Raw genomic sequence first — 23,125 nt, forward strand, 5'->3', positions numbered from 1 at the left:
GCTGGCGGCTTCGTCGCGCCGATGGTCTGTGCATTTTCCGGCGACTGGTTGCCAGCCTCGGTGCCTGTGTTCTTTTTGTCCAGGGACAGGGTGGGCTTTTTATCGGTGGCGGTATTCATTTAAAATCTCCTGTTAATTTATCAAATCGACAAGAGAATTTTATCCAGTGATCTTCAAAACGTACATCGAAATTTTTTCTTTTATGCAATTTTTCGGCGATGGAATCGGGGTGCAGAAGGGACAACTGAATCTCTTTATCTCTTAGTGTTAGAGTGCTTCAGTTGTCCCCGCCCCTTCGAAAAACGGCCCAGACCAAAGCCTATGGATAATCGACTGCTACCAGTCGTGTTCGATTGACTGAGTGCCGCTCAGCAGGATGCTGCTCAAGCAGTGATCGATGATCTCGAAGTTCGCTACGCGCCAACCTTTAGTTGACGGCTGCGGCAGCAGCTTCTGGCTAGAGGCGTCTATGAGGTCTAATTTAGAGCGGCAATACTGCCGAGGTGTGTCAAATAGGTCAAAGGATCATGATGTGGATGCTGTTCCACGAGCAGCCGCGCCACATCGTCCAGCTCGGGCTCGGCAGCGCCGCGCTGACCAAGTTTTGCTACCACCGCTTGCCGCAGGCGCGGGTCACCGCGATCGAGCTCAATCCCAACGTGATCGGTATCTGCGGTGCGCAATTCGCGCTGCCGCCGAACGATGCCCGCCTCGACGTGCGCGAAATGAACGCGCTCGACTTCGTCATGGACCCGGCCAACCATAACAGCGCCGATATCCTGCAAGTCGACCTGTACGATGAAGAGGCGCGCGGCCCGGTGCTCGACACGCCCGAGTTTTACCAGGCTTGCGCCGACTGCCTGACGGCGGACGGCGGACGGCATCATGACCACCAATGTATTCGGCGACTTTCCGAACTACGACAAGAATTTGCAGGCGATGGAACTGGTGTTCGACGCGGTGGTGTGGGTGCCCGAAATCCATGATGAAAACATCGTCGTGATCGCCTTCAAGAAATCGCCGGAACTCGATTTCAGCGTGCTGTACGAACGCGCCGCCGCGATCAAGTCGCGCTTCAACATGCCGGCCAAGTCATGGGTCACCGGCCTCAAGTCGTGGATGCAGGATCAACTGTAACTCTGTTTCCAATTAATCCGGCAGCAGCGCGGCCAAGCGCCGCGCCAGGCCGTCCATGCGCTCCAGCAGCAAACCATTCCAGCCGGGCGCCAGCTGGCCATTGCGGATCGCCACGCGCAGGTATTCATGCAGCAGGCGCCGGACTATGTGCTGGCCTGGGCCAGCGAATCCGCTTGACCGGCATCCCTGCTTGCACCATGATCGGCGCTGACGGCTATAGACGTCAAACGATCAATGCAGACATGGAGATAAACAGAGATGAAGCGAAACATGAAAGGGCTGTTCCTGGCCATCACGCTGGCCTGCGGTGTCAGCGGCATGGCGATGGCGGACGACGCCCTCAAGGCGGCCATCGCCAGCAGCCAGCGCAGCCCCGCCAACGTGACGCGCGATGACGCGCGCCACCCCTACGAAACGCTGACCTTCTTCGGCATCAAGCCGAACATGACCGTGGTCGAACTGATACCGGGAACCGGCTGGTACACCGAAATCCTGGCGCCGTACCTGCGCCAGCACGGCAAGCTGATCGCGGCCGGCAGCGACCCGCAATCGGCCAGTGAAAACTCGCGCCGCGCCGCGGCCCGTTTTCAGCAGCGGCTGGACGCCAATCCGGCCTTGTTCGGCAAGGTGCAGGTGGGCGTGTTCGCGCCGCCGACCACCTATAACTTCGCGCCCAAGGGCACGGTCGACATGGTGCTGACCTTCCGCAATATCCACAACTGGATCCCGAGCGGCGACGCCAGCCTCAAGACCCTGTTCAGCAATATCTACGACAGCCTGAAACCGGGCGGCGTGTTCGGCGTCGTCGAACACCGCCTGCCGGCGTCGCGGGCACAGGACGCCGAGGCCAGCACCGGCTACATGCATGAATCGTATGTCATCAAGCTGGCCGAGGACGCCGGCTTCAAACTGGCCGCGAAATCGGAAATCAACGCCAATCCGAAAGACAACGCCGACCATCCGAAAGGCGTGTGGGCCTTGCCGCCGACGTACAACAACGGCGACGTCGACCGCGACAAATACACCGCCATCGGCGAAAGCGACCGCATGACGCTGAAGTTCGTCAAACCCTGAGTTGCATGAAAAAAGGCCACCGTAACGGTGGCCTTTTGATTGCGCCGGTTTATTGCTTGTCCTGCCGGGCCTTCACCGGCGTCAGCGCAAGGTCCGGGAAATCGTAGCTGAAATCGGTCTCCTTCGATACCGGCGCCATCTTCACGCGGTCGATGCTGCCGTCCGGATTCAGCGCAAAAGTGACGTAGGCGTCGGCGTTGAAGTTGCGTTCCTTCCAGCGCACGATGAAGGTGTCGTGCTGCCAGTGTTCCAGCTGGCCCGTCAGGTCCGGCGTGCGGGTGAACGTCAGGATCTGCTGTTTGCCTTCGTGCCTGATGACCACCTTGCCATACCACGGGTCTTCATACTCGCCGTCGTAGGACGCCAGCGGCAGCGACGGCGACGACTTGGCCGCGCGGTCGGCCGAGGCGGTCTTCAGCTTATTCAATTCTTCCTGGTGCTTCTCTTGCTCGACGCCGGACACCAGCTTGATCCAGTCGCTCGGCGCCACGTTCAGGTAATGATCGACGATGCGCCATTTCAGCGCCGTCATGACGCCGCTGTTTTCCGCGTTGGTCAGGATCGCCACGCCCAGTTTCGCTTGCGGCACCATCAGCACGGTCGAATAAAAACCTTGCAGCGCGCCGCCGTGCTGCGCCACTTTCATGCCCCTGTAATCGCTTAGCTGGAAGCCCAGTCCATAGGCGCTGAAATTCGGCCTGGTGGCGGCCAGCGCCGGTTTCGGCTCGCTGATCCTGATCGGCGTTTGCGCGCTCCACATTTCGCGGCTCTGCGCGGCGCTGAACAAGCGCTTGTCCTTGTCGCCGCCCGGCAGTTCACCTTCGGCCAGCAGCAGATTCATCCACTTGGCGATGTCTTGCGCATTGGTGTTGATACCGACCGCACCGACCGCGTTCGGCACCGGTATCGCCTTGACGGCGGCGATCTTGCCGTTGATCTTGCTGTGCGGGTTCGCGACGTCCGGATTGCCGATATTGTCATCGAGGCTGGTGGTGGTGCCGTCCATGCCCAGCGGCTTCAGGATGCGCTCATGGACCGCCTGGCCCCAGGTCTTGCCGGTCTTTTCGGCGATGATCTTGCCGGCCACGATGTACAGCAAATTGTCGTAGGCGTAGCTGTTGCGGAAGCTGGTCGCAGGCTTGATGTAGCGCAGCTTGCCGATGATTTCATCGGTGCTGAAGGTGGTGGTCGGCCACCACAGCAAGTCGCCGGCGCCCAGGCCCAGGCCGCTGCGATGGGTCAGCAAGTCGCGGATCGTCATCGCGCCGGTGACATACGAATCGTACATCTGGAAACCCGGCAAATGCCTGGTCACCGGGTCGTCCCACGCCAGCTTGCCTTCATCGACCAGCATCGCCAGCGTGGCGGCGGTGAACGCCTTGGAATTGGACGCCACCTCGAACAGCGTTTTTGCGTCGACCGGCGCCGGTTCGCCCAGCTTGCGCAGACCGAAGCCCCTGGCCAGCACCACCTTGCCATCCTTGACGATGACGATCGCGATACCCGGCACGTCGAAGGTTTTCATCGCGCTGGCCACGTCCTGGTCGAGATCGTAGGCCGGCACGGCGGCGGCAACTGCCGGCACTAGCGGCGCGGTATCAGCCGCCAGCGCCGGCAGCGGCAAGCCGGCTGCGCAACCAGCCAGCAGCACGGCGCCGGCCATGCGGTTCATCTTCAATACCTTTTTCATCATCGCTTCCCCGGCATTCGATTATTGTTTGGCCAGCAGCTTGTCGACGCTACCTTGCGTCTCCGGGTGATAGCGTTCGCGCGCCTTGGCGTACAACGCCAGGCCCCAGGCCTTGTCGTCGGGACGCTGCATCAGCGCGGCATACATCGGCACCACGAATTTCTGGCGGCCGACGCTCATCAGGAAATGCTGCAGCGGTGCGCGCACGTCGTAGCCGGCATGCACCGAGGCCAGGTAAAAACGGAAGGCGATTTCATTGTTGCCGCTCTTGCCCAGTCCGTAAGCCTGGTCGAGTTCACGCAGTTGCGCGGCGCTGGCCTTGCCGTCGATATCGTTCAGGAAGTGCATCCATTCGAGCGCGATCCAGTTGCTGGTATCCAGGCCGGCGCTCGGCAAGTCGCCCTTCAGCCATGCATCGCGCTTGACGTCGAGCGCCGCCAGCCGCGGCGACACGGCGCGCTGCGCGCTGGCCGGCACGCCGCTGCCATGCAGCCACTCATCGAGTTCCGCCTCGGTCAACACCTGCGGATGCCGGGCCATCAAATTGCCGCGCAGGTAGGTGACGAATTGATCGGTGGTGGCGCTCTGGAACGCGTGCTGGTCGAACCAGCCGCGCAGGAAAGGATCGAACACGGCGCGGCCGGCGCGCTGCTCCAGCGTGCGCAGGAACCACGCGCCCTTCGGATACGCCAGTCCATCGTCGGTGTAGGTCGCCGATGGATTGGCGTCAGGCCCCCTGGTCAGCAAGGCCTGTTTTTCGACCGGGATGTCTTTCAGCGACGCGAACAATTCTTCCTGCTCCAGCTGCAAGTTCATCAGCGCCACGTCCTGGCCGTACAGCGATTCGACGATGCGCGTCGTCACATAGGTGGTGAAACCTTCGTTCAGCCACCAGTGTTTCCACGATGCGTTGGTGACCAGGTTGCCCGACCACGAGTGCGCCAGCTCATGCGCGATCAGGTCGACCAGGCTGCGGTCGCCGGCGATCATGGTCGGCGTCAGGAAAGTCAGGCGCGGATTTTCCATGCCGCCGATCGGGAACGATGGCGGCAGCACGATCATGTCGTAGCGCCCCCAGCGGTACGGGCCGTACAGCGATTCGGCCGCGTGGATCATTTTTTCGGTATCGGCCAGTTCATACGCGGCCGCGTCGATGCGCGCCGGTTCGGCGTACACCGCGGAACGCGGACCGATGTTGCGCACCTCGAGTTCGCCGATCGCGATGGCCAGCAAATACGATGGAATCGGTTGCGGCATCTTGAACTTCCAGCCGCCCTTGCCGGTGCCCTTCTGGTCGTTTTCAGCGCTCATCACCACCCGCAGGCCGGCCGGCGCATCAATCCGCGCGCTGTACGTGAAACGCACCGCCGGCGTATCCTGCACCGGCGCCCACGAGCGGGCGTTGATGGTTTCCGACTGGCTGAACATGAACGGATGCTTGCCGGACATGGTCTGCTGCGGCGTCATCCATTGCAGCGCGCTGGCGCCCGGCGCGGTATGGTAGTAGATGCGGACTTTTTTCGGCTGCGCGGCCAGCGCGATGCGCAGCGCCTGGCCTTTTTCCGGATCCAGCTTGTCGAGCGCGTACGGCGCGGCGCTCCAGCCGCCCTTGTCGTCCTGCACCTGCACCTTGGCGATGCTCAGGTCGCGCGTGTCGAGCACCAGGCTGCGCGCTTTCGGGTCCAGCCAGTTCAGCGACAAATCGGCAAAGCCGCTCAGGGTCTTTTGCTTGAAATCGGCTTTCAGGTCAAGGTGCAGGTCGCTGGTGCGGACCTGGTCGTATTGGGCGTAGCTGAGCGGGTCGGCGTGGGCGGCGAGGCTGGACTGGGCAATGAATACACAAGCCAGGGCGCGCAGGAAGGTCATTTTTTGCATGGTCTTTTTTGTATGATTTGCGAAAACCTGCCGATCTAAGTCATCGGCGGGTGTCGCGCAGAATATCACTTTCAAGCACATGCAACAAAAAAAAGCGGCCGTTTTTTCAGTTCGCGGCCAAACCAGGCGTTCCTTAATCGTCGTGCAGGTACTGTGGATTGCGCACGTTGCGCGGATCGTCCTGTGGCCGGACATACTGTATGCCCAGCGGACCGCTGCCCGATACCTGGGTGATGTACTCGCCCGATCTGGCCCAATGAAAGTGCGGCGTGTTTGCCGGCAGGACGATCACCGATCCCGGTGCATACGCCTTGAGTTTATCGGCGTCGAAGGTCGTGCCGTAGCCGATATAAAACACGCCCGACATGACGGTATAAATACGGTCTTCCGGATGCGTGTGCGGCATCAGTTTCAGATTCGCCGGCACTTTCACGCGCACCACGTAGGGGCCGGGTCGGGATGGATCGCCGATCAATACCGCCAGTCTTGCCTCGGGTGGAAACGCCGGAAACGCCTTCCATTGCACATTTTCGGCGAGGATCTCGCCAGAGGCAGTGGCCGGCAAGCCTTGCGCGCACGCGCCGCCCGCAATGCCCAGCGCCAACAGTGCGGAGGTCAACAACATGTTCATTTTTCAGCCTTCCAATCTTGTTCAATACGCGCATGCCCAGTCTGAAACATCATACGCATGCTCAGGCTGATCACCAATACCGTACCTGGAACATCAATCAATACATCGTGTAATGAATACATTGAAGAGCGCCCTTCATGGAAACGGTGCGACAGGCCTGCACCACGCTGGCGCCGCCGTTGGCATTCGCGTATCATGCGCGGCGCGCAGGGGAGTCGCCTGTTCGGGAGTCTTCTTATCACTGGTGAATCACCCAGCCCGAAACTGTTACCCCTCCTCTTCACCTCCTCGCCAGCCATCCCATGCAAGCATTCTTGATCTCCACCGGCATCGTCGCCCTTGCCGAAATCGGCGACAAAACCCAGTTGCTGGCATTCCTGCTGGCTGCCAAATTCCGCAAGCCGCTGCCGATCGTGCTGGCGATCCTGCTCGCCACGGTCGCCAATCACACGTTCGCGGCCGCCATCGGCACCTGGATCACGTCGCTGCTGGGGCCGGATATCTTGCGCTGGGTGCTGGGCCTGTCCTTCCTGGCGATGGCCGGCTGGACCCTGGTCCCCGACCAGATCGATGAAGAAGACACCAGGCTGGCCAGATACGGCGTCTTCCTGACCACGCTGATCGCCTTCTTCATGGCCGAGATGGGCGACAAGACCCAAGTGGCGACGGTGGCGCTGGCGGCGCGCTACAACCACCTGTACCCGGTCGTGACGGGCACCACGCTCGGCATGATGCTGGCCAACGTGCCGGCGGTCTACCTCGGCGACAAGATCGCCAACCGCGTGTCGCTGCGGCTGGTGCACGGCGTCGCGGCGGCGGTATTCGCGTTGCTCGGCCTGGCGACGCTGCTGGGAGCCGGCGCCAGGTTCGGCTTTTAAAGCAGCAGCAGCACCGCATGCTGCTCGCCGTCGTCGGCCAGCATGATGACATTGCCCGGCTGGCGGACGCCATCCACCGACAGCCCGGCCTCTCCCTCCTCTGCGGCACGGCGCACCTCGATCGCATACACGGCGCCGCCATAACGGTAAGCCAGCTTGAAGCCGTCCCAGTCGGCCGGCAGGCGCGGCGCCAGCGTCAGCTGGGCCGCTTCCAGGCCAAGGCCCAGCAGCGATTCGACGATCAGCCGGTACATCCAGCCCGACGAACCGGTGTACCAGCTCCAGCCGCCGCGGCCGACATGCGGCGCCACGCCATACACGTCGGCGGTGACCACATACGGTTCGACCTTGTAGCGCGCGCCCGATTCGGCCGTCGCGCCATGCTTGACCGGGTTGATCAGGTTCAGCAATTCCCAGGCCCGTTCGCCATCCCCCATCCTGGCGAACGCCATCGCGGTCCAGATCGCGGCGTGGGTGTACTGGCCGCCGTTCTCACGCACGCCCGGCACATAACCGCGGATGTAACCCGGGTTCAAATCCGACTTGTCGAATGGCGGATCGAGCAGCTGGATCAGGCCGGCGTCGCGCCGCACCAGCCGCGCATCGACTTGCCGCATCGCGCCGGCCACCCGCTGCGGATCGGCGGCACCGGACAGCACGCCCCAGCTTTGCGAAATCGAATCGATCTGGCATTCCTCGTTGAGGTGCGAACCGAGCGGCGTGCCGTCGTCGAAATAGGCGCGCCGGTACCATTCGCCATCCCACGCGTTATTTTCGACGTTGGCCGCCAGCCGCAGCGCTTCCTCGCGGCACAGCGCGGCGAAGGCGTTGTCGCCGCGCAGCAGCGCCACCTCGGCGAAACGCTGCAGCACTTCGTACAGGAAGAACGCCAGCCACACGCTTTCACCCTTGCCATGTTCGCCGACCTTGTCCATGCCGTCGTTCCAGTCGCAGGAACCGATCAGCGGCAAGCCGTGCACGCCAAAGCGCAAGCCGTGGCGGATCGCCCGCACGCAGTGTTCATACAGGTCGGCCGACTGGCCGGAACGGCTCGGCATGTCGTAATACGAATCCTCTTCCGGCTTGACCGCGCGCCCTTCCAGAAACGGCGCCACTTCCGACAGCACGTTCAAGTCGCCGGTCGCCGTCACGTAGCGGCACACCGCCAGCGGCAGCCACAGGTAATCATCGGAACAATGGGTGCGCACGCCACGGTCCGACGGCGGATGCCACCAGTGCTGCACGTCGCCTTCGACAAACTGGTGCGCCGCGCACAGCAGCAGGTGCGCCCTCAGCAATTGCGGCTGGGTGTGTATCATCGCCATCGCATCCTGCAGCTGGTCGCGGAAACCGTAGGCGCCGCCGGACTGGTAATAACCGCTGCGCGCCCACAGGCGGCAGGCGATGGTCTGGTACATCAGCCAGCCGTTGGCGATCACGTCGAGCGCCGGATCGGGCGTGTCGATCTGCACCGCGCCGAGCACGCTCTCCCAATGGGCGCACACGCCGGCCAGCATGTCGTGCGCGGCGGCCGCGCCGCAATGGCGCTGCACCATGCCGCTGGCGTCGGCGTTGCGGCGCCCGCCGACGCCGAGGATGAAGACGATTTCGCGCTCTTGTCCCGGCAGCAGTTCGAACGGCACCTGGATCGCCGCGCACGGATCGAGGCCGGTGCCGGCCTTGCCCGACAGCCGCAGGCGGCGCAACGCGGCCGGATTGGCCAGGCTGCCGTTGCGGCCGATGAATTCGTTGCGGTCGCAGGTGATCGAGCGGATGCTGGCGTCGGTGGTGAAGAACGCCACGCGGCCGGAAAACTCGGTGTTATAGGCGTTGCGCGCAAACAGCGCGCCGCTGACGGTGTCGACCTCGGTGGCGATGTGCATGCACGATTTGGCGCGCAAGTCGCCCATCACCCATTCGACGTAGCCGGTCACCGACAAGCGCCGCATCACCGTCGAATCGTTGCGCACCTTGAGCACCGAATACTTGACCGCCGCATCGAGCGCGACATAGGTGCTCAGTTGCGTGGCGATGTCGGCTTCGCTGTGCTCGAACACGCTGTAGCCGAAACCGTGGCGCGTCACGTAATCGCCGCTGCCGCGCGCCGGCAGGGCGCCGGGCGACCAGAAATGCCCGCTCTGTTCGTCGCGCACATAAAACGCCTCGCCGCTGCCGTCCGAGACCGGGTCGTTATGCCACGGCGTGAGCCGGAATTCATGGGCGTTCTCATGCCAGGTATAGGCCTGGCCGCTCTCTGAAACGACGCTGCCGAATTGCGCATTGGCCAGCACATTGCACCAGGGCGCCGGGGTGCGCTGCGCTTCGCTGGCCGTGATCACGTATTCGCGGCCGTCCGGCGTAAAGCCGCCCAGGCCGTTTTCCAGGATCAGTGGGCGCGGCGCCGCGCGCCATGGCTTGCCGTGAATATCCGCGCGCGGTTCCGACGACAGCAGCGGCGGCATGCGCAAGGCGGTCGGTCCGCTGCGCTTGATCTGTTCGGCCAGCGTGCCGCGGCTGTCGCTGATGATGGCGCGCGCCACCGATTGCAGCAGGATCCGGTCTTCGTTGCCGATCTGTTCGGCCAGCCGCACGAAGATGCCGCCCGGCCGGTCGATCGCCTGGGCGTCGATGCCGGACGCGATCAGCCCCATGATCTGGTCGTGCAACGCCTGCCGGTAGCCGGACTGGTCTTCGTACCAGATCACCAGGTCGACCACCAGCCCTTTCAGGCGCCAGTAGGCGTGCGCCTGCACCATCTGGCGCGCCAGTTCGATATTGGCCGGGTCGCGGATTTGCAGCAGCACGATCGGCAAGTCGCCGGAAATCGCATACGCCCACAGCCCGGACTGGCCGCGCTGGTTCCTGATCAGGATGCTGGCGTCGGCGCGCAGGGCGGCGTTCGGATAAATCACGGTATTGGCCAGCCGGCCATACAGCTGGGCGTCGGCCTCGCTGGCGTTCAGCTGGCGCAGCACCACCTGGCTGTGGGTCCACGCCAGTTCGAACACCCGGTCGGCCAGGTGGCGGTCCTGGTATTTGTCGATCAGGTGCAGCGCCGCGTCGCGCGTGTCGGTCATGCCGGTCACCACGTCGACCGTCACCACCTGGTCCGGCTCCAGCACGATGCTGTAGCGGATCGCCACCACCGGGTCGAGCACCGAGCCCTGGCCGCCCTTCAGCGGCGCGCTGGAGCGCAGCGCGCGCGGCAGTTGCGTGGCGCGGCCGCGGCCGATGAATTCGGCGCGGTCGGTCTCGAACGAAGCCGGCCCGGCGAGACCGTCGTGCACCGTCATCACGTGCAGCAGCCACGGCATTTGCTCATCCCTGGAGCGCGGCCGGCGCGTGCAGACGATGGCGTTTTCCTGGCGCAGGATTTCAGTCTGCACGAACAGCTTGCTGAACGCCGGATGGGCCGCGTCGGCCGCCGCCGGCGCCATCACCACTTCGGCGTAGCTGGTGATCTCGATCTTCCTGCGCCGGTCCGAGGTGTTGCTGATGCGGGTGCGGCGCATTTCGATATCGTCTTCCGGCGACACCACGATTTCGGTGTACAGGTCGAGGCCCTTGTCGCTGCGCCGGAATTCGGCGCGCCCTTCCGAAAAGATGACTTCGTATTTCTTCGGCTCGACCAGCGTCGGCTGGTAGGTGGTGGACCAGGTTTCGCCGTCGTCGAGGTCGCGCAGGTAGCAGAAATTACCCCAGTTGTCGCGCGTGCTGTCTTCGCGCCAGCGCGTCACCGACAAATCTTTCCAGCGGCTGTAGCCGGCGCCGGCGCTGGTCACCATCACGTGATAGCGGCCGTTCGACAGCAGATGGGTTTCCGGCATCGGACTGTGGACCTGGTGCAGTATCCGCATCGGCATGGTTTGCTCCGGCGCGCCGCTGCGCAGCGCCGCCAGGTCGGCGGTGTTCGAGTAAAAGGCGCCCGCTTGCGGCGTGCGTTCCTGCAGTACCAGCAAGGCCGATTGCAGCAGCGGGTCGGATGCGAAGCGGCGCTGCATCGGCCGCTCGTGCAGCAGATACGACAGCGCCAGCAAGCCCATGCCCTGGTGGTGCACCATGAACGAGCGGATCACCGTGCTGGCCTGGCCGCGCGGCAGTCGCGCGCTGGTGTAGTCGATCGCCTCGTAAAAGCCGTAGCGGCCCATGAAGCCCGCTTCCTGCAGGCGCTGCAGGTTGTGGCAGGCCGCTTCCGGCTGCACCATCAGGCCCAGCATGCTGGCGTACGGCGCCACCACCAGGTCGTCCGCCAGGCCGCGCTTCAGGCCCAGCCCCGGCACGCCGAAGGCCCGGTACTGGTAATTCAGGCTGGCGTCGACCGTGTTGTAGCCGGATTCGGAGACGCCCCACGGCACGTCGCGCTGGCGGCCGTAATCGATTTGCGCGCCGATCACCGACTGATACGTCTGGTCGAGCAGGGTGTTCGGATAGTTCGGCATCACCAGCAGCGGCATCAGGTACTCGAACATCGAGCCGCTCCACGACAGCAGCACCGGCTGGCCGGCCACCATGCACAATTGGCGGCCCAGCGCGAACCAGTGCTCTTGCGGCAGCTGGCCCTGGGCGATCGCGACAAAGCTGGCCAGGCGCACTTCGGACGCCAGCAAATCGTAATAGCTGGCGTCGAGGCGGCGCTCGCTGACGTTGTAGCCGATCGCCAGCAATTTGGTGGCCGGGTTGTACAGGAAGCCGTATTCGATCTGCGCAAAATTGTGCGCCTCGGCGGCGATCTGGGCGATGCCGCGCATGCGCTGCGCAGCCAGCGCGCTGCCTTGCGCCACCAGTTGCGCCAGTTGCTGCTGGCGTTCCCGTTCTTGCGGCGCCAGGTCGGACAGTACCCCGGCCAGCGGGTTCAGATCGGCCAGTTCGCGCAGCGTCGGCACCCGCGCCAGGCTGCTGTCGAATACCGTGTCGCCGGCCAGCGCCACCCACGGCGCCAGCTCGACCAGTTCGAACAGCGCGGCGCGGCATTGCCGGACCAGCGCATCGGCCCACATATGCGGCAGCGGATCGCTGCCAGGCTGCGTCAGCGGCGGCAATTGCTCGGCGGCGGCCACCATCCGCTTCAGCCACGCGTGCCATTCCGGCAAACTGGACGGCGCCGGTTCGGCCAGGGCCGCTTGCAAACCGGCCAGCGCGATCTGCATGCGCCCGCCGCCGTCCACCGCGCAGCTCTCGGCCAGCACGTCGAAGGTGACCCCGAGGCCATGCGCGATCTGCGCGCCGATGATCGGCTGGTCGTACAGTTCGACCAGGCCGGGCTGCAAGGTCAGCAAATGGCCGGCCAGGTTGCCGCTGTCGACCGTCGAGATATACATCGGCAGCAAGGGTTTCAAGCTCTGGGTGTCGTACCAATTGTAGAAATGGCCTTGATGGCGTTCCAGCTCGCCCATGCTGCGCAGGGTGTTCCCGCTGCGCTCGACCAGCTGGCCGCCGGTGATGTAGCCGAAATCCCAGGCCGACAGATTGGCCAGCAGCGCCAGCCCGATATTGGTGGGCGAGGTGCGGTGCGCCACCACGGCGACCGGATGTTCCTGCATATTATCGGGCGGCAGCCAGTGGTTTTCCGGGCCGACGAAGGTGTCGAAATAGGTCCAGGTCTTGCGCGCCACGCCGTGCAGGAAGCGCTGCTGTCCCGGCGACAGCGCGGCCGCCTTGGGTTCGACCGGACGGCTGATCCACCACGCGATCAGCGGCGCAATCAGCCACAGCAGCAGGATTACCGCAGCCGCAGCGAACGCCTGCGGCCGCCAGGTCAACAAGCCCGCGCCAGCCGCCAGCGCCAGCAGCGGCGAAATCCACATCGCGCGCCAATTGCCGGCCAGGCTGGCGCCGCTGCGGAACACGTTCGATGCGCGCCATTCCAGCAACTGCCTGTGCGACACGTTCAGGCGCCACAGCGTGCGCACGATCGCGTCCAGGCTGAAATAGGCTTCGTAAGGCAGGAACACCAGCGTCAGCATGGCGTGCGAAAACTGCAGGCCGCAACGCCGCTCGAAAGCCATCATATGCTGGCGCCATAAGGTGTCGCGCGGTTTCACCGCCAGGTCGTACAGCGCGGTGAACAGCGGCGGCACGAAAATGATGCCGAGTATCACGGCAGTCCAGAACGGTGCATGCGGCAGCACCGCCCAGGCCAGCAGCAAGGACAAGGTGGTGGCCAGCGCCACCACGCTGCGCCGCAAATTGTCGAACAGCTTCCAGCGCGACAGCGCCGACAGCGGATTGCGTTCGCGCGTGCCGGCCCGGCCCGGCACGCGGCCGAACAGCCAGCCGATCAATTGCCAGTCGCCGCGTATCCAGCGCTGGCGCCGGCTGACGTCGTCGTCGTAGCGGGCCGGATATTCCTCGTACAACTGGGCATCGCTCAGCAAGCCGGCGCGCAGGTAGCAGCCTTCCAGCAAATCGTGGCTCAGGATGCGGTTGTCGGGCAGCCGCTCGCCCAGCACCTGCTCGAAGGTGTCGATATCGTAGATGCCCTTGCCAATGTAGGAGCCTTCATAAAACACATCCTGGTACAGGTCGGACACGGTGCGCGTGTACGGGTCGATGCCCGGCTCGCCGCCGCACAGTTGTTCATAGCGCGACGCGTTCGCGCTCGGCAGCGCGACGGCGACGCGCGGCTGCAGGATGCCGTAGCCGGCCACCACGCGGCGCAGCCGGGCATCGACACGCGGCCGGTTCAGCGGATGCATCATGGTGGCGATGAACTGGCGCGCCGCGTCGCGCGGCAACTGGGTGTCGGTGTCCAGCGTGATGGCATATTTGATGGTGTCCAGGCCGTCGGTGTCGCCTTCGACCACCATAAACCGGTCGCGCGCGCCGCCGCGCAGGAAGCGGTTCATGTCGGACAATTTGCCGCGCTTGCGCTCGGCACCCATCCAGCATTGCTGTTGCGGATTCCACTGGCGCGGCCGGTGCAGCAGCAAAAATGGCGCGCCCAGTACGGTTGGTCCGGATTGTCCGAAACCGCCTTCGCCGCGGTATTTGTCGTTCATGCGGCGGATGGTTTCCTGCGCCTGGCGCAGCAGCGCCGCGTCGCCCGGCATGCTTTCATCGGACGCGTCGACAAAGTCGGTCAGCAGGCAAAAGCGCAGGTTGTCGTCGCGGTTGGCCAGGTAGCGCACTTCCAGCGCCTCGCACAGTTCGGCCACATTCTGTTCGCTGTAGATCAGCGTCGGCACCACCACGATGCCGCGCGCGTCGGACGGGATGCCGCTCTTGTAATCCATGCGCGGCAGCGGATGCGGCGAGGTCAGCAAGGTAGCCAGCCAGTTCACCAGCGCCAGCGCCAGCTGGCCGCTGCCCAGCAGCGCCAGCACGCCGATCGCGCCCAGCAGCCAGCCGTGGATGCCGTAGCGCACGGCGCGCTCCAGCAGCAGCGCGCTGGTCACGACCGTCAATATCGCGATCGCGCCCAGGTAAGCCGTCAACGGCGCGGCGCGCGCGGTTTTTTGCAGCGCCTCGCCCAGCGGCAGTGTGGCGCCGGCCAGTTTTTCGAGCGCGATCACACCGCGTCCCACCAGATAAAAGCCGATATGATGAAAGCGCGGATCGGCCTCGCCGCCGCCATGGTTGCGCGCCAGCCGCAGCGCCAGTTCGGCCACCTCGGTTTCGGATTTCGGGCTGCGCTTGGCGATCCGTTCGACCACGTGGCGGTACCGGTCGCGGGTCGAAAAATCCATCTTGCCGTAGATGCCGGACGGATCGCAGCGCAGCGTCTGCTCGACCACGCTCATGGTTTCGACGAATTCCTGCCAATCCATGGTGCCGAGGAAGCGCAGGCTGCCGATGCTGTTGGCGATCGACACCTGGTCGGCCGCCTGCTGCTGGATCTCGACCTGGATTTGCTGTTCGATGGTCAGGCCCGATTCGGCCAGCTTGTGCGTGACCCACGACAGCGCCAGCGTCAGCACCTGGCTCTGGCCTTGCAGGCGGCGCGCCAGTTCGGCCACGAAGGCGCTGGTGATGCTCGGATTGGCACGCGCCATGTCGGCCACCAGCAAGATCAGGCCGCTGGGATTGCGTTCGGCGACCTCGGTCATCTGGTCGGCCCAGGTATTGGCCAGGTCGCGCTGGATGCGGTCTTCGGCGACGCGCGCGGCGACGCGCCGCAAATTCTCGATCAGCGACAGCCGCAGCATGATCGGAATCGCCCACAGCTCGCCCAGCGTCAGCGTGGCGACATCCTGATACGCTTCGACGAAATGGCACAGGTTTTCCAGGTCGACCCGCGCATCGCCGTGCGAAATGATTTCCAGCGCAATCTTGTAGGCCCGCGGACAGCCTTGATCCGGCCCTTTTCCCAGCCGCGGCAATTCCTTGCTGTAATCCTTCGGCAAATGCCGCTTGGCGGTGCGGATTTGCTCTTCGATCAAATAGAAATTATCCAGCAGCCATTCCGACGCCGGCGTCACCTGGCGTCCGCTTTTGACGGCCGCCGTCAACTCGTGCACGGTGTTGGTGATGACGGCGGCGTTGTCGGCCAGCCGCGCCAGCAACTGGTCGCTGCCGCCGCGCTTGCTTGCCAGATGGTGGCTGGCGGCCAGGATCTTGCCATGGGCCGCCATTTGCATGGCACTGAACAATTCCGAACGCAGCGGCAAATCGTCCTCCGCCGGATCGCTGAGCGGATGCACGGGGCTGAGGGTGGCAAGCGTGCTCAAGGAATCTTTCCATTGAGCAAACTTGGCCGATATCGGTGTGCTTATCTCTTTCAACTTGGACCTCGCTGTGTGCACGCGCTGATGCGGCTGCTCGCCGTCACCAGTTTGAGGTGCGTTACAGTGCGGCGAATGTCGATGAGGGGGAACTCTGTCAGAGATGGTAAGTCTGCGCATCGCATGGAACTGTGCGCTGACGAACACTGGACACAGATTGATACGCTAAATCAATGGAATTTGGGACAGGAAATTCTTGTGGGAAATTGTTGCTGCAAAGCCATACACCGCCCCCGTTGCAGGGGCGGTGTTTACAACGGCACTCAAGGCATCTAAGGATCAGGCCGCCAACGGGAGCGTACCCAGCATCGCTTCGCCCAGTGCCATGCCGCCCGTCACATGCCAGGCCTGGGCATAACCGAGCCGGCGCAGGCAGGATGCCGCCTTGGTGCTGCGGTTGCCGCTGCGGCAAAAGAACACCAGCGGCAGCGGCACGCCCTGCAGCCATTCGCCGAGGTAGCCGGCCAGCCGGCTCAGCGGCACGCTCAGCGCCGGCCGGCCGCCGAAGCTGGCCAGTTCGCCGGCCGCATGTTCATACGGTTCGCGCACGTCGACCAGCAGCGCGTCCGGATACGCTTGCAGGAATTGCTGCAAGCCCGGTCCGTCGAGGTGCATGCCGCGTTCATTTACCGCCGTGTCCGGCTGGCTGACACGCAAGGTGCTGCAAATGCGGCTGTGCTCGTCGTGCGCCGGACACAGCAAGGTGTCGGCGCCGACCAGCGCGCTATCGACCTGCTCCGGCCGCAGCGCGCCGATGAAGGCGAAGCGCGGCGCGGCGCCTTGCCGGCCCAGCAAATAAATCAGGCCGTCGCGCCGCAGGGTTTGTTCGCCCAGCACCAGCGCGGCGCCGGGCCAGCCGAACGCGTCGCAACCGGCGGGCGTGACATCGAGCGCGGCCAGCAGCGCCAGCCGCGCCGCGCCGGCCTCGTCGTCAGGCAAGCTGGTGTGCAGCACCGCCGCCAGCGTATAACCCTGGCAGCGCACATAGGCCGCCACCCGGTCGGTCAGCGGCGCCAGCGCATCGATGACGACGCAGCTGCGGCTGGCCGTATCCGTCAACAGCCAGGTGCAGGCGCCGTCGACGCCCAGCTGGATCAAACCGTCGTGCGGCGACGGCGCCAGTTCGGAGGGAATCAGGCAACTGCTGCGCAAGGCCAGGCCGCAGCGCTCGATGCGCTGGCAGGCGGCGGCGATCAGCGCTTCATCGGCCAGCGGGCCGAACGACATGCGGATCGCCGAACTGCTGCGCCATTGCGGCACCTGCATCGCTTCCAGCACGTAGCTGGGCGCGGCCTTGGCGGCGGAACAGGCGCTGCCGGAACTGACGCGCACGCGCGCCGCGTCGAACAGGTCCAGCAATTCCTTGCTGGCGAAACCGGGCACCGAAAAATTCAGCGTGGTCGGCAAGGAGCCGGCCAGCGGCATGTTGAACACGATGCCGGGAAACGCCAGTTGCAGGCTGGCCACCAGCCGTGCGCGGAAAGCCGTCAATTGTTCGTGGCTGCAAAAGCTGCGGCCATCTTCCAGCGCCGCCAGCACCGCGCCCAGCGCGGCGATGCCGGCCATGTTTTCAGTGCCGGAGCGCTGGCCGGCCTCCTGGCCGCCGCCCATGATCAGGCAGGTAAACGGCGCGCCGGCACGCACATACAACATGCCGATGCCCTTGGGCGCGCACAGCTTGTGGCCGGAGAACGGCGCGTAATCGATGCGCGTCGCCGCCAGGTCGAGCTTCAGCTTGCCGAGCGCCTGCACGCAGTCGACCAGCCAGTAGGCGCCGCTGCCGGTGCCGTTCAGCACGGCTTCGATGCCGGCCAGGTCCGAGATCGCGCCGGTTTCATTATTGGCCGCCATGGTGCACACCAGCGCGCACGCCGGCGCCAGCGCGCGCAAGACGTCCAGGTCGTGGCGGCCGTTGACATCGACCGGCAGCTTGCGTAATTCGAGGTTCAAGCCCAGCAGCCGGTTCCAGTGCGCCAGGCTTTCCGGCACCGCCTTGTGTTCGGTCGCGCCATACAGCAGCAGCGCGCCGATCGCCTCGCCCGCTTCGCGCCGTTCGCGCAAGGCGCACAGCGCCGACAGCACGGCGGTCTGGATGCCCTCGGTGGCGCCGCTATTGAACATCAGGCGGCCCTCGCCGACGCCGAGGATGCGCCGTGCCCGCGCGCGCACCGAGTCGAGCAGGGCCTTGGCCTTCAGGCCGGTGGCGTGGGTGCTGCTGGGGTTGCCGTACAACTCGCCCATGACGTGGGTGGCGGCGGCGATGGCGGCTGGCAGTACGGCCGAGGTGGCGTTGCCGTCGAGGTAGATTTCAGTGGTCATGGTGGTGTCAGTAGTGTGGTGGCGAATTGACAGCTTAACGAATTACCACCATGAAAACATACCAAAGATTACTGCTCAACCGAATTAATTGAGCATATTCATTTTATTTATCTTTAATTTCCAGCATAAAACATCTTTGTTGCAAATCAATTATTAATTTCCTTGAATCAACATGTTGTATAGTTGCCCTTTCGTTCACGCGGCGCCGGCGCCGCCAGCGCCATGCCAGATACCCTGTTGCTGATCGAAGACGACTTGCCGCTGGCCGCGCTGACGGCCGAATTCCTGCGCGCCGAAGGATTTGATGTCAGCGTGGCCCACCGCGGCGACGCAACGGCCGCCCTCGTCGAGCGGCTGCGGCCGGCGCTGGTGATTCTCGACGTCATGCTGCCGGGGCTGGACGGTTTCAGCGTCTGCCGCCAGATCCGCGCCGGCTATCCGGGCCTGATCCTGATGCTGACGGCGCTCGATGAAAACCATGAACAATTGACCGGCTTCGACGCCGGCGCCGACGACTTTGTCGTCAAGCCGGTCGATCCGCGCCTGCTGCTGGCGCGCATCCGGGCCATGCTGCGGCGCCATCCGCAACAGGCGCGTTGCCTGAGCTTCGGCCGCTTCAGCGTCGACCTGCACGGCCAGCAAGCGACGCTGGACGGGACCAGCCTGGCCTTTTCGACCGCCGAATTCGAATTGCTGGCCATCTTCGCGCGCCACGCCGGCTTGCCGCTGGGCCGCGAAGTGCTGCTGCAACACTTGCGCGGCCTGGCATACGACGGCAGCAACCGCTCGATCGACATGCGGGTGTCGCGGCTGCGCAAGAAACTCGGCGCACTCGATTGTCCGGTGACGATACAAACCGTCACCACGCAAGGCTATCTGTTCAGCGAAACCGGCGCAGCGCAGCATGCGGATTAGGCGTCACGCTGTTGCGCGCGGCCTGATGCTGCTGTCATGCGCCGGCTGGGGCCTGCTCACCGCCTGGCTGCTGTTCCTGTCGGCCAAGGGCGCCGTCGGCGTCAGCGAGTACAGTTTCCGGCGCCTGATGGGCGGCCCCGGCTACTTGCTGGTCGAGCAATTGCGCGGCCTGTCCGGCAGCGCGCGTGAGCAGCGCTTGCAGGAACTGCAGCGGCGCTTCCAGTTTCCACTGACGCTGGTGCCGCGCGCCGGCGTCGAACTGGCGCCGGAAGCCGGCGTGATGCTCGACAATGAACACGCGGTGCTGGGCGTCAGCGAAGAAATCGCCTATTACGCGCTGGACCGCGACACGCTGATACAGTTCGGCCCGATGTGGGGCGCGGCGGCGATGGAAGACGTGCTGAACCTGCGCGTGTTCTGGCTGACGGCAGCCGCCGCGACGCTGCCGTTGCCGCTGCTATTGCTGCTGGCATGGCGGCGCCGGCGCAGCCGGGCCGGGACGATGGCGGCGCTCGGCATCGCGCTGGCCCAGCTGGCGCGCGCGCCCGCGCTGATCTTGCCGACCGCCGGCCGCGAATGGACGCCGTTGCTGGCCGCGCTGCGACAGCATGCGCAAGACATCGCCGCGATGAGCGAACGCCACAAGGAAGTGTCGCAGGCGGTGTCGCACGAATTGCGCACGCCGCTGGCGCGCATGCGTTTTGCGCTGGCGTTGCTGGAACGGGGCGCCGACGACGACACCCGCCGGCGCCTGCAGGAGCGCCTGCTGCACGACGTGGCCGAACTCGAATCGCTGGTGCGCGCCAGCCTGGCCTTCGCCCGGCTGGCCGATGCGCCCGCCGCGCTGGTGCGCGAACCGCTGCTGCTGCGCGACTGGCTGCAAGAGGAACTCGATGGGCTCGATGGCATGCGCTGCCACAGCGAACTCGCGATCGACACCAGCGTGCGCGAATTGCGCGGCGACCGCGCGCTGCTGCACCTGATCGTGCGCAACCTGCTGGCCAACGCCGGCGCGTATGGCCGCACCCGGCTGCGCCTGAGCGCGGCCGACCATGATGCGCACAGCATCGTGCTGCATGTCGACGACGACGGACCCGGCGTCGCGCCGGCCGACCGCGAGCGCATCTTCGAGCCGTTCGTCCGGCTCGCGCCGCACGATGCGGAAAACAGCGGCCACGGCCTGGGCCTGGCGCTGGCGCGGCGCGCCGCCCACTGGCAGCAAGGCGAGATCCGCGTCGCGCGCGGCCCGCTCGGCGGCGCGCGCTTCAGCCTGATATTGCCGCTGCAGCCGGACTGACAGCGACCAGCCGCGCCCGTTACATCCTGTGACAGCGGGCCGCCGGGCGCCCTCTTACACTGGGCTGCGGTCGCCACGACGCACGCTGCGCGGACCGTTCATCGCCCAACACTCGCTCACCTTACACCGGAGGATTCACCATGCCTGGAATGCAGCACCGTACCCTGGTTTTAGCCATCATGACGACCATGCTTGCCGCCTGCGGCGGCGGTAGCGACCCTCAAGGCGGGGCAGCGCCGCGCAACGCCGCCAACGCGGTGGCCGGCGTCGCGCCGCAGCCCTACACCGCCGGCACCATCCGCCCGAACCATGTGAGCCAGGCGCAGCTGGACCAGCAGCGCCTGGCTTTTTACCAGCAATGGAAAAGCAAATACATCGCCCAGGAATGCGGCGCCGGACGTTATTTCGTCAAGGTCAATGCGGACGGCAAATTTTCCGGCGGCGGCACCCAGAACGGCACGCTGACGATTTCGGAAGCGCATGGCTACGGCATGCTAATCAGCGTGCTGATGGCCGATGAAGACGCCGGCGCAAAAACCGTCTTCGACGGCATGGTGGCCTATTTCCGCGACCACCAGGCCAGCTCCGGCCCCGGCCTGATGGCGTGGAACCAGATCGTCGGCTGCGGCAATTCCAGCGACGGCGGCAGCAGCGCCACCGACGGCGACCTCGACATCGCCTATGCGCTGCTGCTGGCCGACCGCCAATGGGGCAGCACCGGCGCGATCAATTACCGCCAGGAGGCGCAAGTCGTGCTGAACGCCATCATGGCGCGCGAAGTCCACCCATCCGGCAAGCATTTGCTGCTCGGCGACTGGACCGGCACCACCGGCAAGTACGGCTACGCCACCCGCACCTCGGACTTCACCCAGTCGCACCTGGCCGCGTTCGCCGCCAGCACCGGCGATGCGCGCTGGAGCGCCGTGCGCGACCGCAGCTACGCCATCATCGACACCTTGCGCGCCGGTTACAGCCCGCAAACCGCGCTGGTGCCGGACTTCGTGGTGAACCTGAACACGGCCGCCAAGCCGGCCGCCAGCAACTTCCTGGAAGGCACCACCGACGGCCAGTATTCGTGGAACGCCTCGCGTTATCCATGGCGGGTGGCGCTCGACTACCTGGTCTACGGCGACCAGCGCGCCTTCAATGCGATCACGCCGTTCAATGCATGGGCGCGCGCGCAGACCGGCAATAATCCGGCCAAGTTCGCCAGCGGCTACAAGCTCAACGGCACGCCGATCAAGGCCAACGACGTCAATGAATTGGCGTTCGTGTCGGCGCTCGGCGTGGCGGCGATGATCGCACCGGAAAACCAGGCCTGGCTGAACGCCATCTGGACCAATGTGCAAGGCCGCACCTTGCAGCAGGAAGATTATTACGGCAACAGCCTGAAGATGCTGACAATGATCGGCATGACGGGACGCTGGGCGCGGCCGCAGTAAAAAACATTCGCACTCTGGTAAGATCCAGGATAAACATCCTGGATCTTACCGATAAGCGATATGAATTCACTCGACAAGTTCGATTGCGCGATCCTGGCCGCGCTGCAAGCCGACGGCACGCTGTCGATCGCCAGCCTCAGCGAAAAGATAGGCTTGTCCAGCACGCCCTGCTGGAAACGCGTCAAGCGGCTGGAAGAGGAAGGGTATATCCAGAGCCGGGTGGCGATCGTCAACCGGCAAAAAGTCGGCTTGCCGGTGACGGTGTTCGTCAGCGTGCGCACCGGCCAGCACGACGAAAAATGGCTGCGCCGCTTCGCCGCCGCGGTGATGATACTGCCCGAAGTGCAGGAATTCCACCGCATGAGCGGCGACGTCGATTATCTGCTGAAAGTAGTCACCACCGACATCGGCGGCTACGATACCTTCTATAAAAAACTGATCAAGGCCGCGCAGCTGAACGGCGTGTCGTCGGCCTTTTCGATGGAGCAGATCAAGTTCACCACCGCACTGCCGCTGGAATTGATTTCGCACGGCCTGGCGGAGTGACCTTGACGGGCCTGGTCCGCGGCCTTATCGCTTCTTGATGATTTGCTGTTCGAAGAAGTCGTAGATGCCGCTCTCGCTCATGCGCCGCGCATCGGCCAGCTCGCCGCCCTTGGTGGCGTACAGCACCTGGTTGTCGGCGCTCAGCACCACCGCGGCCGGTATGCCTTTCTTGATCGGGTTGCCATATTGATTGGCGATATCGATGTTATGGTCGAACCTGCCGACGTCGATCTTGACGACCTTGAAGCCACGCCTGATCAGCTCGGCATTTCTGCCTTCCTTCAATGCGCCGTCCAGCACCCGGCAATCCTCGCACCAGTTGGCGCCAAAAATCAGCAGCACCGGCAGCTTGTCGGCCTTGGCCGCGAGCAGCGCCTGTTGAACCTCTGCCCAGGAATCGGCATTCACGTTATAAGGGAGCACAGGTGCGGCGATCGCGGCGGCGCCGAGTACCAGACCGGCCAGGAAAACTGGAAAACGCATGGCAAACCCCATCATTTTTTGGTTGATATTTTTAACATCCTTAAGAGTATGACTATGTCAAAAAATAAACCACGAATAATAAGTGTGATGCTTATACGGCAAACGCATAAACGGCACG

Annotated in this window: 12 protein-coding genes and 1 pseudogene; 7 read left to right on the top strand and 6 right to left on the bottom strand. The window is 64.3% G+C overall.

What is annotated here, in order from left to right; genetic code table 11:
- Window positions 1-518: 518 nt before the first annotated feature.
- Window positions 519-1,137 (top strand): annotated as a pseudogene (locus GJA_RS28745) (class I SAM-dependent methyltransferase); the annotation flags it as partial.
- 270 nt (window positions 1,138-1,407) lie between these two features.
- Window positions 1,408-2,211 (top strand): class I SAM-dependent methyltransferase, encoded by an 804-nt coding sequence (locus GJA_RS23070; protein WP_038497093.1) that lies wholly within the window; start codon window positions 1,408-1,410, stop codon window positions 2,209-2,211.
- Window positions 2,212-2,260: 49 nt separating this feature from the next.
- On the opposite strand, the gene GJA_RS23075 is transcribed toward GJA_RS23070, so the two are convergent.
- The 3 genes from GJA_RS23075 to GJA_RS23085 all read right to left on the bottom strand — a co-directional run bounded on the left by GJA_RS23075 (window position 2,261) and on the right by GJA_RS23085 (window position 6,407).
- A complete protein-coding gene (locus GJA_RS23075) occupies window positions 2,261-3,904 on the bottom strand; it encodes a serine hydrolase (RefSeq protein ID WP_422567920.1) in 1,644 nt (547 codons plus the stop codon).
- Window positions 3,905-3,922: 18 nt separating this feature from the next.
- Window positions 3,923-5,776: a M1 family metallopeptidase gene (locus GJA_RS23080; protein ID WP_051781267.1), complete on the bottom strand. Its 1,854-nt coding sequence runs from the start codon at window positions 5,774-5,776 to the stop codon at window positions 3,923-3,925.
- 133 nt (window positions 5,777-5,909) lie between these two features.
- Window positions 5,910-6,407, bottom strand: coding sequence for a cupin domain-containing protein (locus GJA_RS23085; RefSeq protein WP_038497096.1), 498 nt, complete (start codon window positions 6,405-6,407; stop codon window positions 5,910-5,912).
- A gap of 302 nt (window positions 6,408-6,709) precedes the next feature.
- On the opposite strand from GJA_RS23085, the gene GJA_RS23090 reads away from it, so the two are divergent.
- Window positions 6,710-7,285, top strand: a complete 576-nt coding sequence (locus tag GJA_RS23090; RefSeq protein WP_038497099.1) for a TMEM165/GDT1 family protein — start codon at window positions 6,710-6,712, stop codon at window positions 7,283-7,285.
- On the opposite strand, the gene GJA_RS23095 is transcribed toward GJA_RS23090, so the two are convergent.
- Window positions 7,282-15,951 (bottom strand): glycoside hydrolase family 94 protein, encoded by an 8,670-nt coding sequence (locus tag GJA_RS23095; protein WP_051781268.1) that lies wholly within the window; start codon window positions 15,949-15,951, stop codon window positions 7,282-7,284. The genes GJA_RS23090 and GJA_RS23095 overlap by 4 nt on opposite strands.
- A 333-nt stretch (window positions 15,952-16,284) precedes the next feature.
- A complete protein-coding gene (locus GJA_RS23100; protein ID WP_038497102.1) occupies window positions 16,285-18,324 on the bottom strand; it encodes an aminotransferase class V-fold PLP-dependent enzyme in 2,040 nt (679 codons plus the stop codon).
- 222 nt (window positions 18,325-18,546) lie between these two features.
- On the opposite strand from GJA_RS23100, the gene GJA_RS23105 reads away from it, so the two are divergent.
- The 4 genes from GJA_RS23105 to GJA_RS23120 all read left to right on the top strand — a co-directional run bounded on the left by GJA_RS23105 (window position 18,547) and on the right by GJA_RS23120 (window position 22,524).
- Window positions 18,547-19,239, top strand: coding sequence for a response regulator (locus tag GJA_RS23105; RefSeq protein ID WP_038500878.1), 693 nt, complete (start codon window positions 18,547-18,549; stop codon window positions 19,237-19,239).
- On the top strand, window positions 19,229-20,536 hold the full coding sequence (locus GJA_RS23110) for an ATP-binding protein (RefSeq protein WP_081905543.1): 1,308 nt from the start codon (window positions 19,229-19,231) through the stop codon (window positions 20,534-20,536). The genes GJA_RS23105 and GJA_RS23110 overlap by 11 nt, the downstream gene beginning before the upstream one ends.
- 140 nt (window positions 20,537-20,676) lie before the next feature.
- Window positions 20,677-21,978, top strand: coding sequence for a family 8 glycosyl hydrolase (locus GJA_RS23115; protein ID WP_144241627.1), 1,302 nt, complete (start codon window positions 20,677-20,679; stop codon window positions 21,976-21,978).
- A gap of 60 nt (window positions 21,979-22,038) precedes the next feature.
- On the top strand, window positions 22,039-22,524 hold the full coding sequence (locus tag GJA_RS23120; RefSeq protein ID WP_038497108.1) for an Lrp/AsnC family transcriptional regulator: 486 nt from the start codon (window positions 22,039-22,041) through the stop codon (window positions 22,522-22,524).
- Between the two features lie 24 nt (window positions 22,525-22,548).
- Here the strand turns inward: GJA_RS23120 and GJA_RS23125 are convergent, their stop codons facing one another.
- Window positions 22,549-23,007, bottom strand: coding sequence for a thioredoxin family protein (locus GJA_RS23125; protein ID WP_038497110.1), 459 nt, complete (start codon window positions 23,005-23,007; stop codon window positions 22,549-22,551).
- Window positions 23,008-23,125: the final 118 nt, after the last annotated feature.

Origin of the sequence: Janthinobacterium agaricidamnosum NBRC 102515 = DSM 9628, from assembly GCF_000723165.1 — a bacterium.
Taxonomy (GTDB): domain Bacteria; phylum Pseudomonadota; class Gammaproteobacteria; order Burkholderiales; family Burkholderiaceae_D; genus Janthinobacterium; species Janthinobacterium agaricidamnosum.

Coding starts and splice junctions, on each gene's coding strand:
- GJA_RS23110 (WP_081905543.1), top strand. CDS start 19,229: ATGCGGATTAGGCGTCACGCTGTTGCGCGCGGCCTGATGCTGCTGTCA.
- GJA_RS23115 (WP_144241627.1), top strand. CDS start 20,677: ATGCCTGGAATGCAGCACCGTACCCTGGTTTTAGCCATCATGACGACC.
- GJA_RS23075 (WP_422567920.1), bottom strand. CDS start 3,904: ATGATGAAAAAGGTATTGAAGATGAACCGCATGGCCGGCGCCGTGCTG.
- GJA_RS23105 (WP_038500878.1), top strand. CDS start 18,547: ATGCCAGATACCCTGTTGCTGATCGAAGACGACTTGCCGCTGGCCGCG.
- GJA_RS23070 (WP_038497093.1), top strand. CDS start 1,408: ATGAAAGGGCTGTTCCTGGCCATCACGCTGGCCTGCGGTGTCAGCGGC.
- GJA_RS23085 (WP_038497096.1), bottom strand. CDS start 6,407: ATGAACATGTTGTTGACCTCCGCACTGTTGGCGCTGGGCATTGCGGGC.
- GJA_RS23125 (WP_038497110.1), bottom strand. CDS start 23,007: ATGCGTTTTCCAGTTTTCCTGGCCGGTCTGGTACTCGGCGCCGCCGCG.
- GJA_RS23100 (WP_038497102.1), bottom strand. CDS start 18,324: ATGACCACTGAAATCTACCTCGACGGCAACGCCACCTCGGCCGTACTG.
- GJA_RS23080 (WP_051781267.1), bottom strand. CDS start 5,776: ATGCAAAAAATGACCTTCCTGCGCGCCCTGGCTTGTGTATTCATTGCC.
- GJA_RS23090 (WP_038497099.1), top strand. CDS start 6,710: ATGCAAGCATTCTTGATCTCCACCGGCATCGTCGCCCTTGCCGAAATC.
- GJA_RS23120 (WP_038497108.1), top strand. CDS start 22,039: ATGAATTCACTCGACAAGTTCGATTGCGCGATCCTGGCCGCGCTGCAA.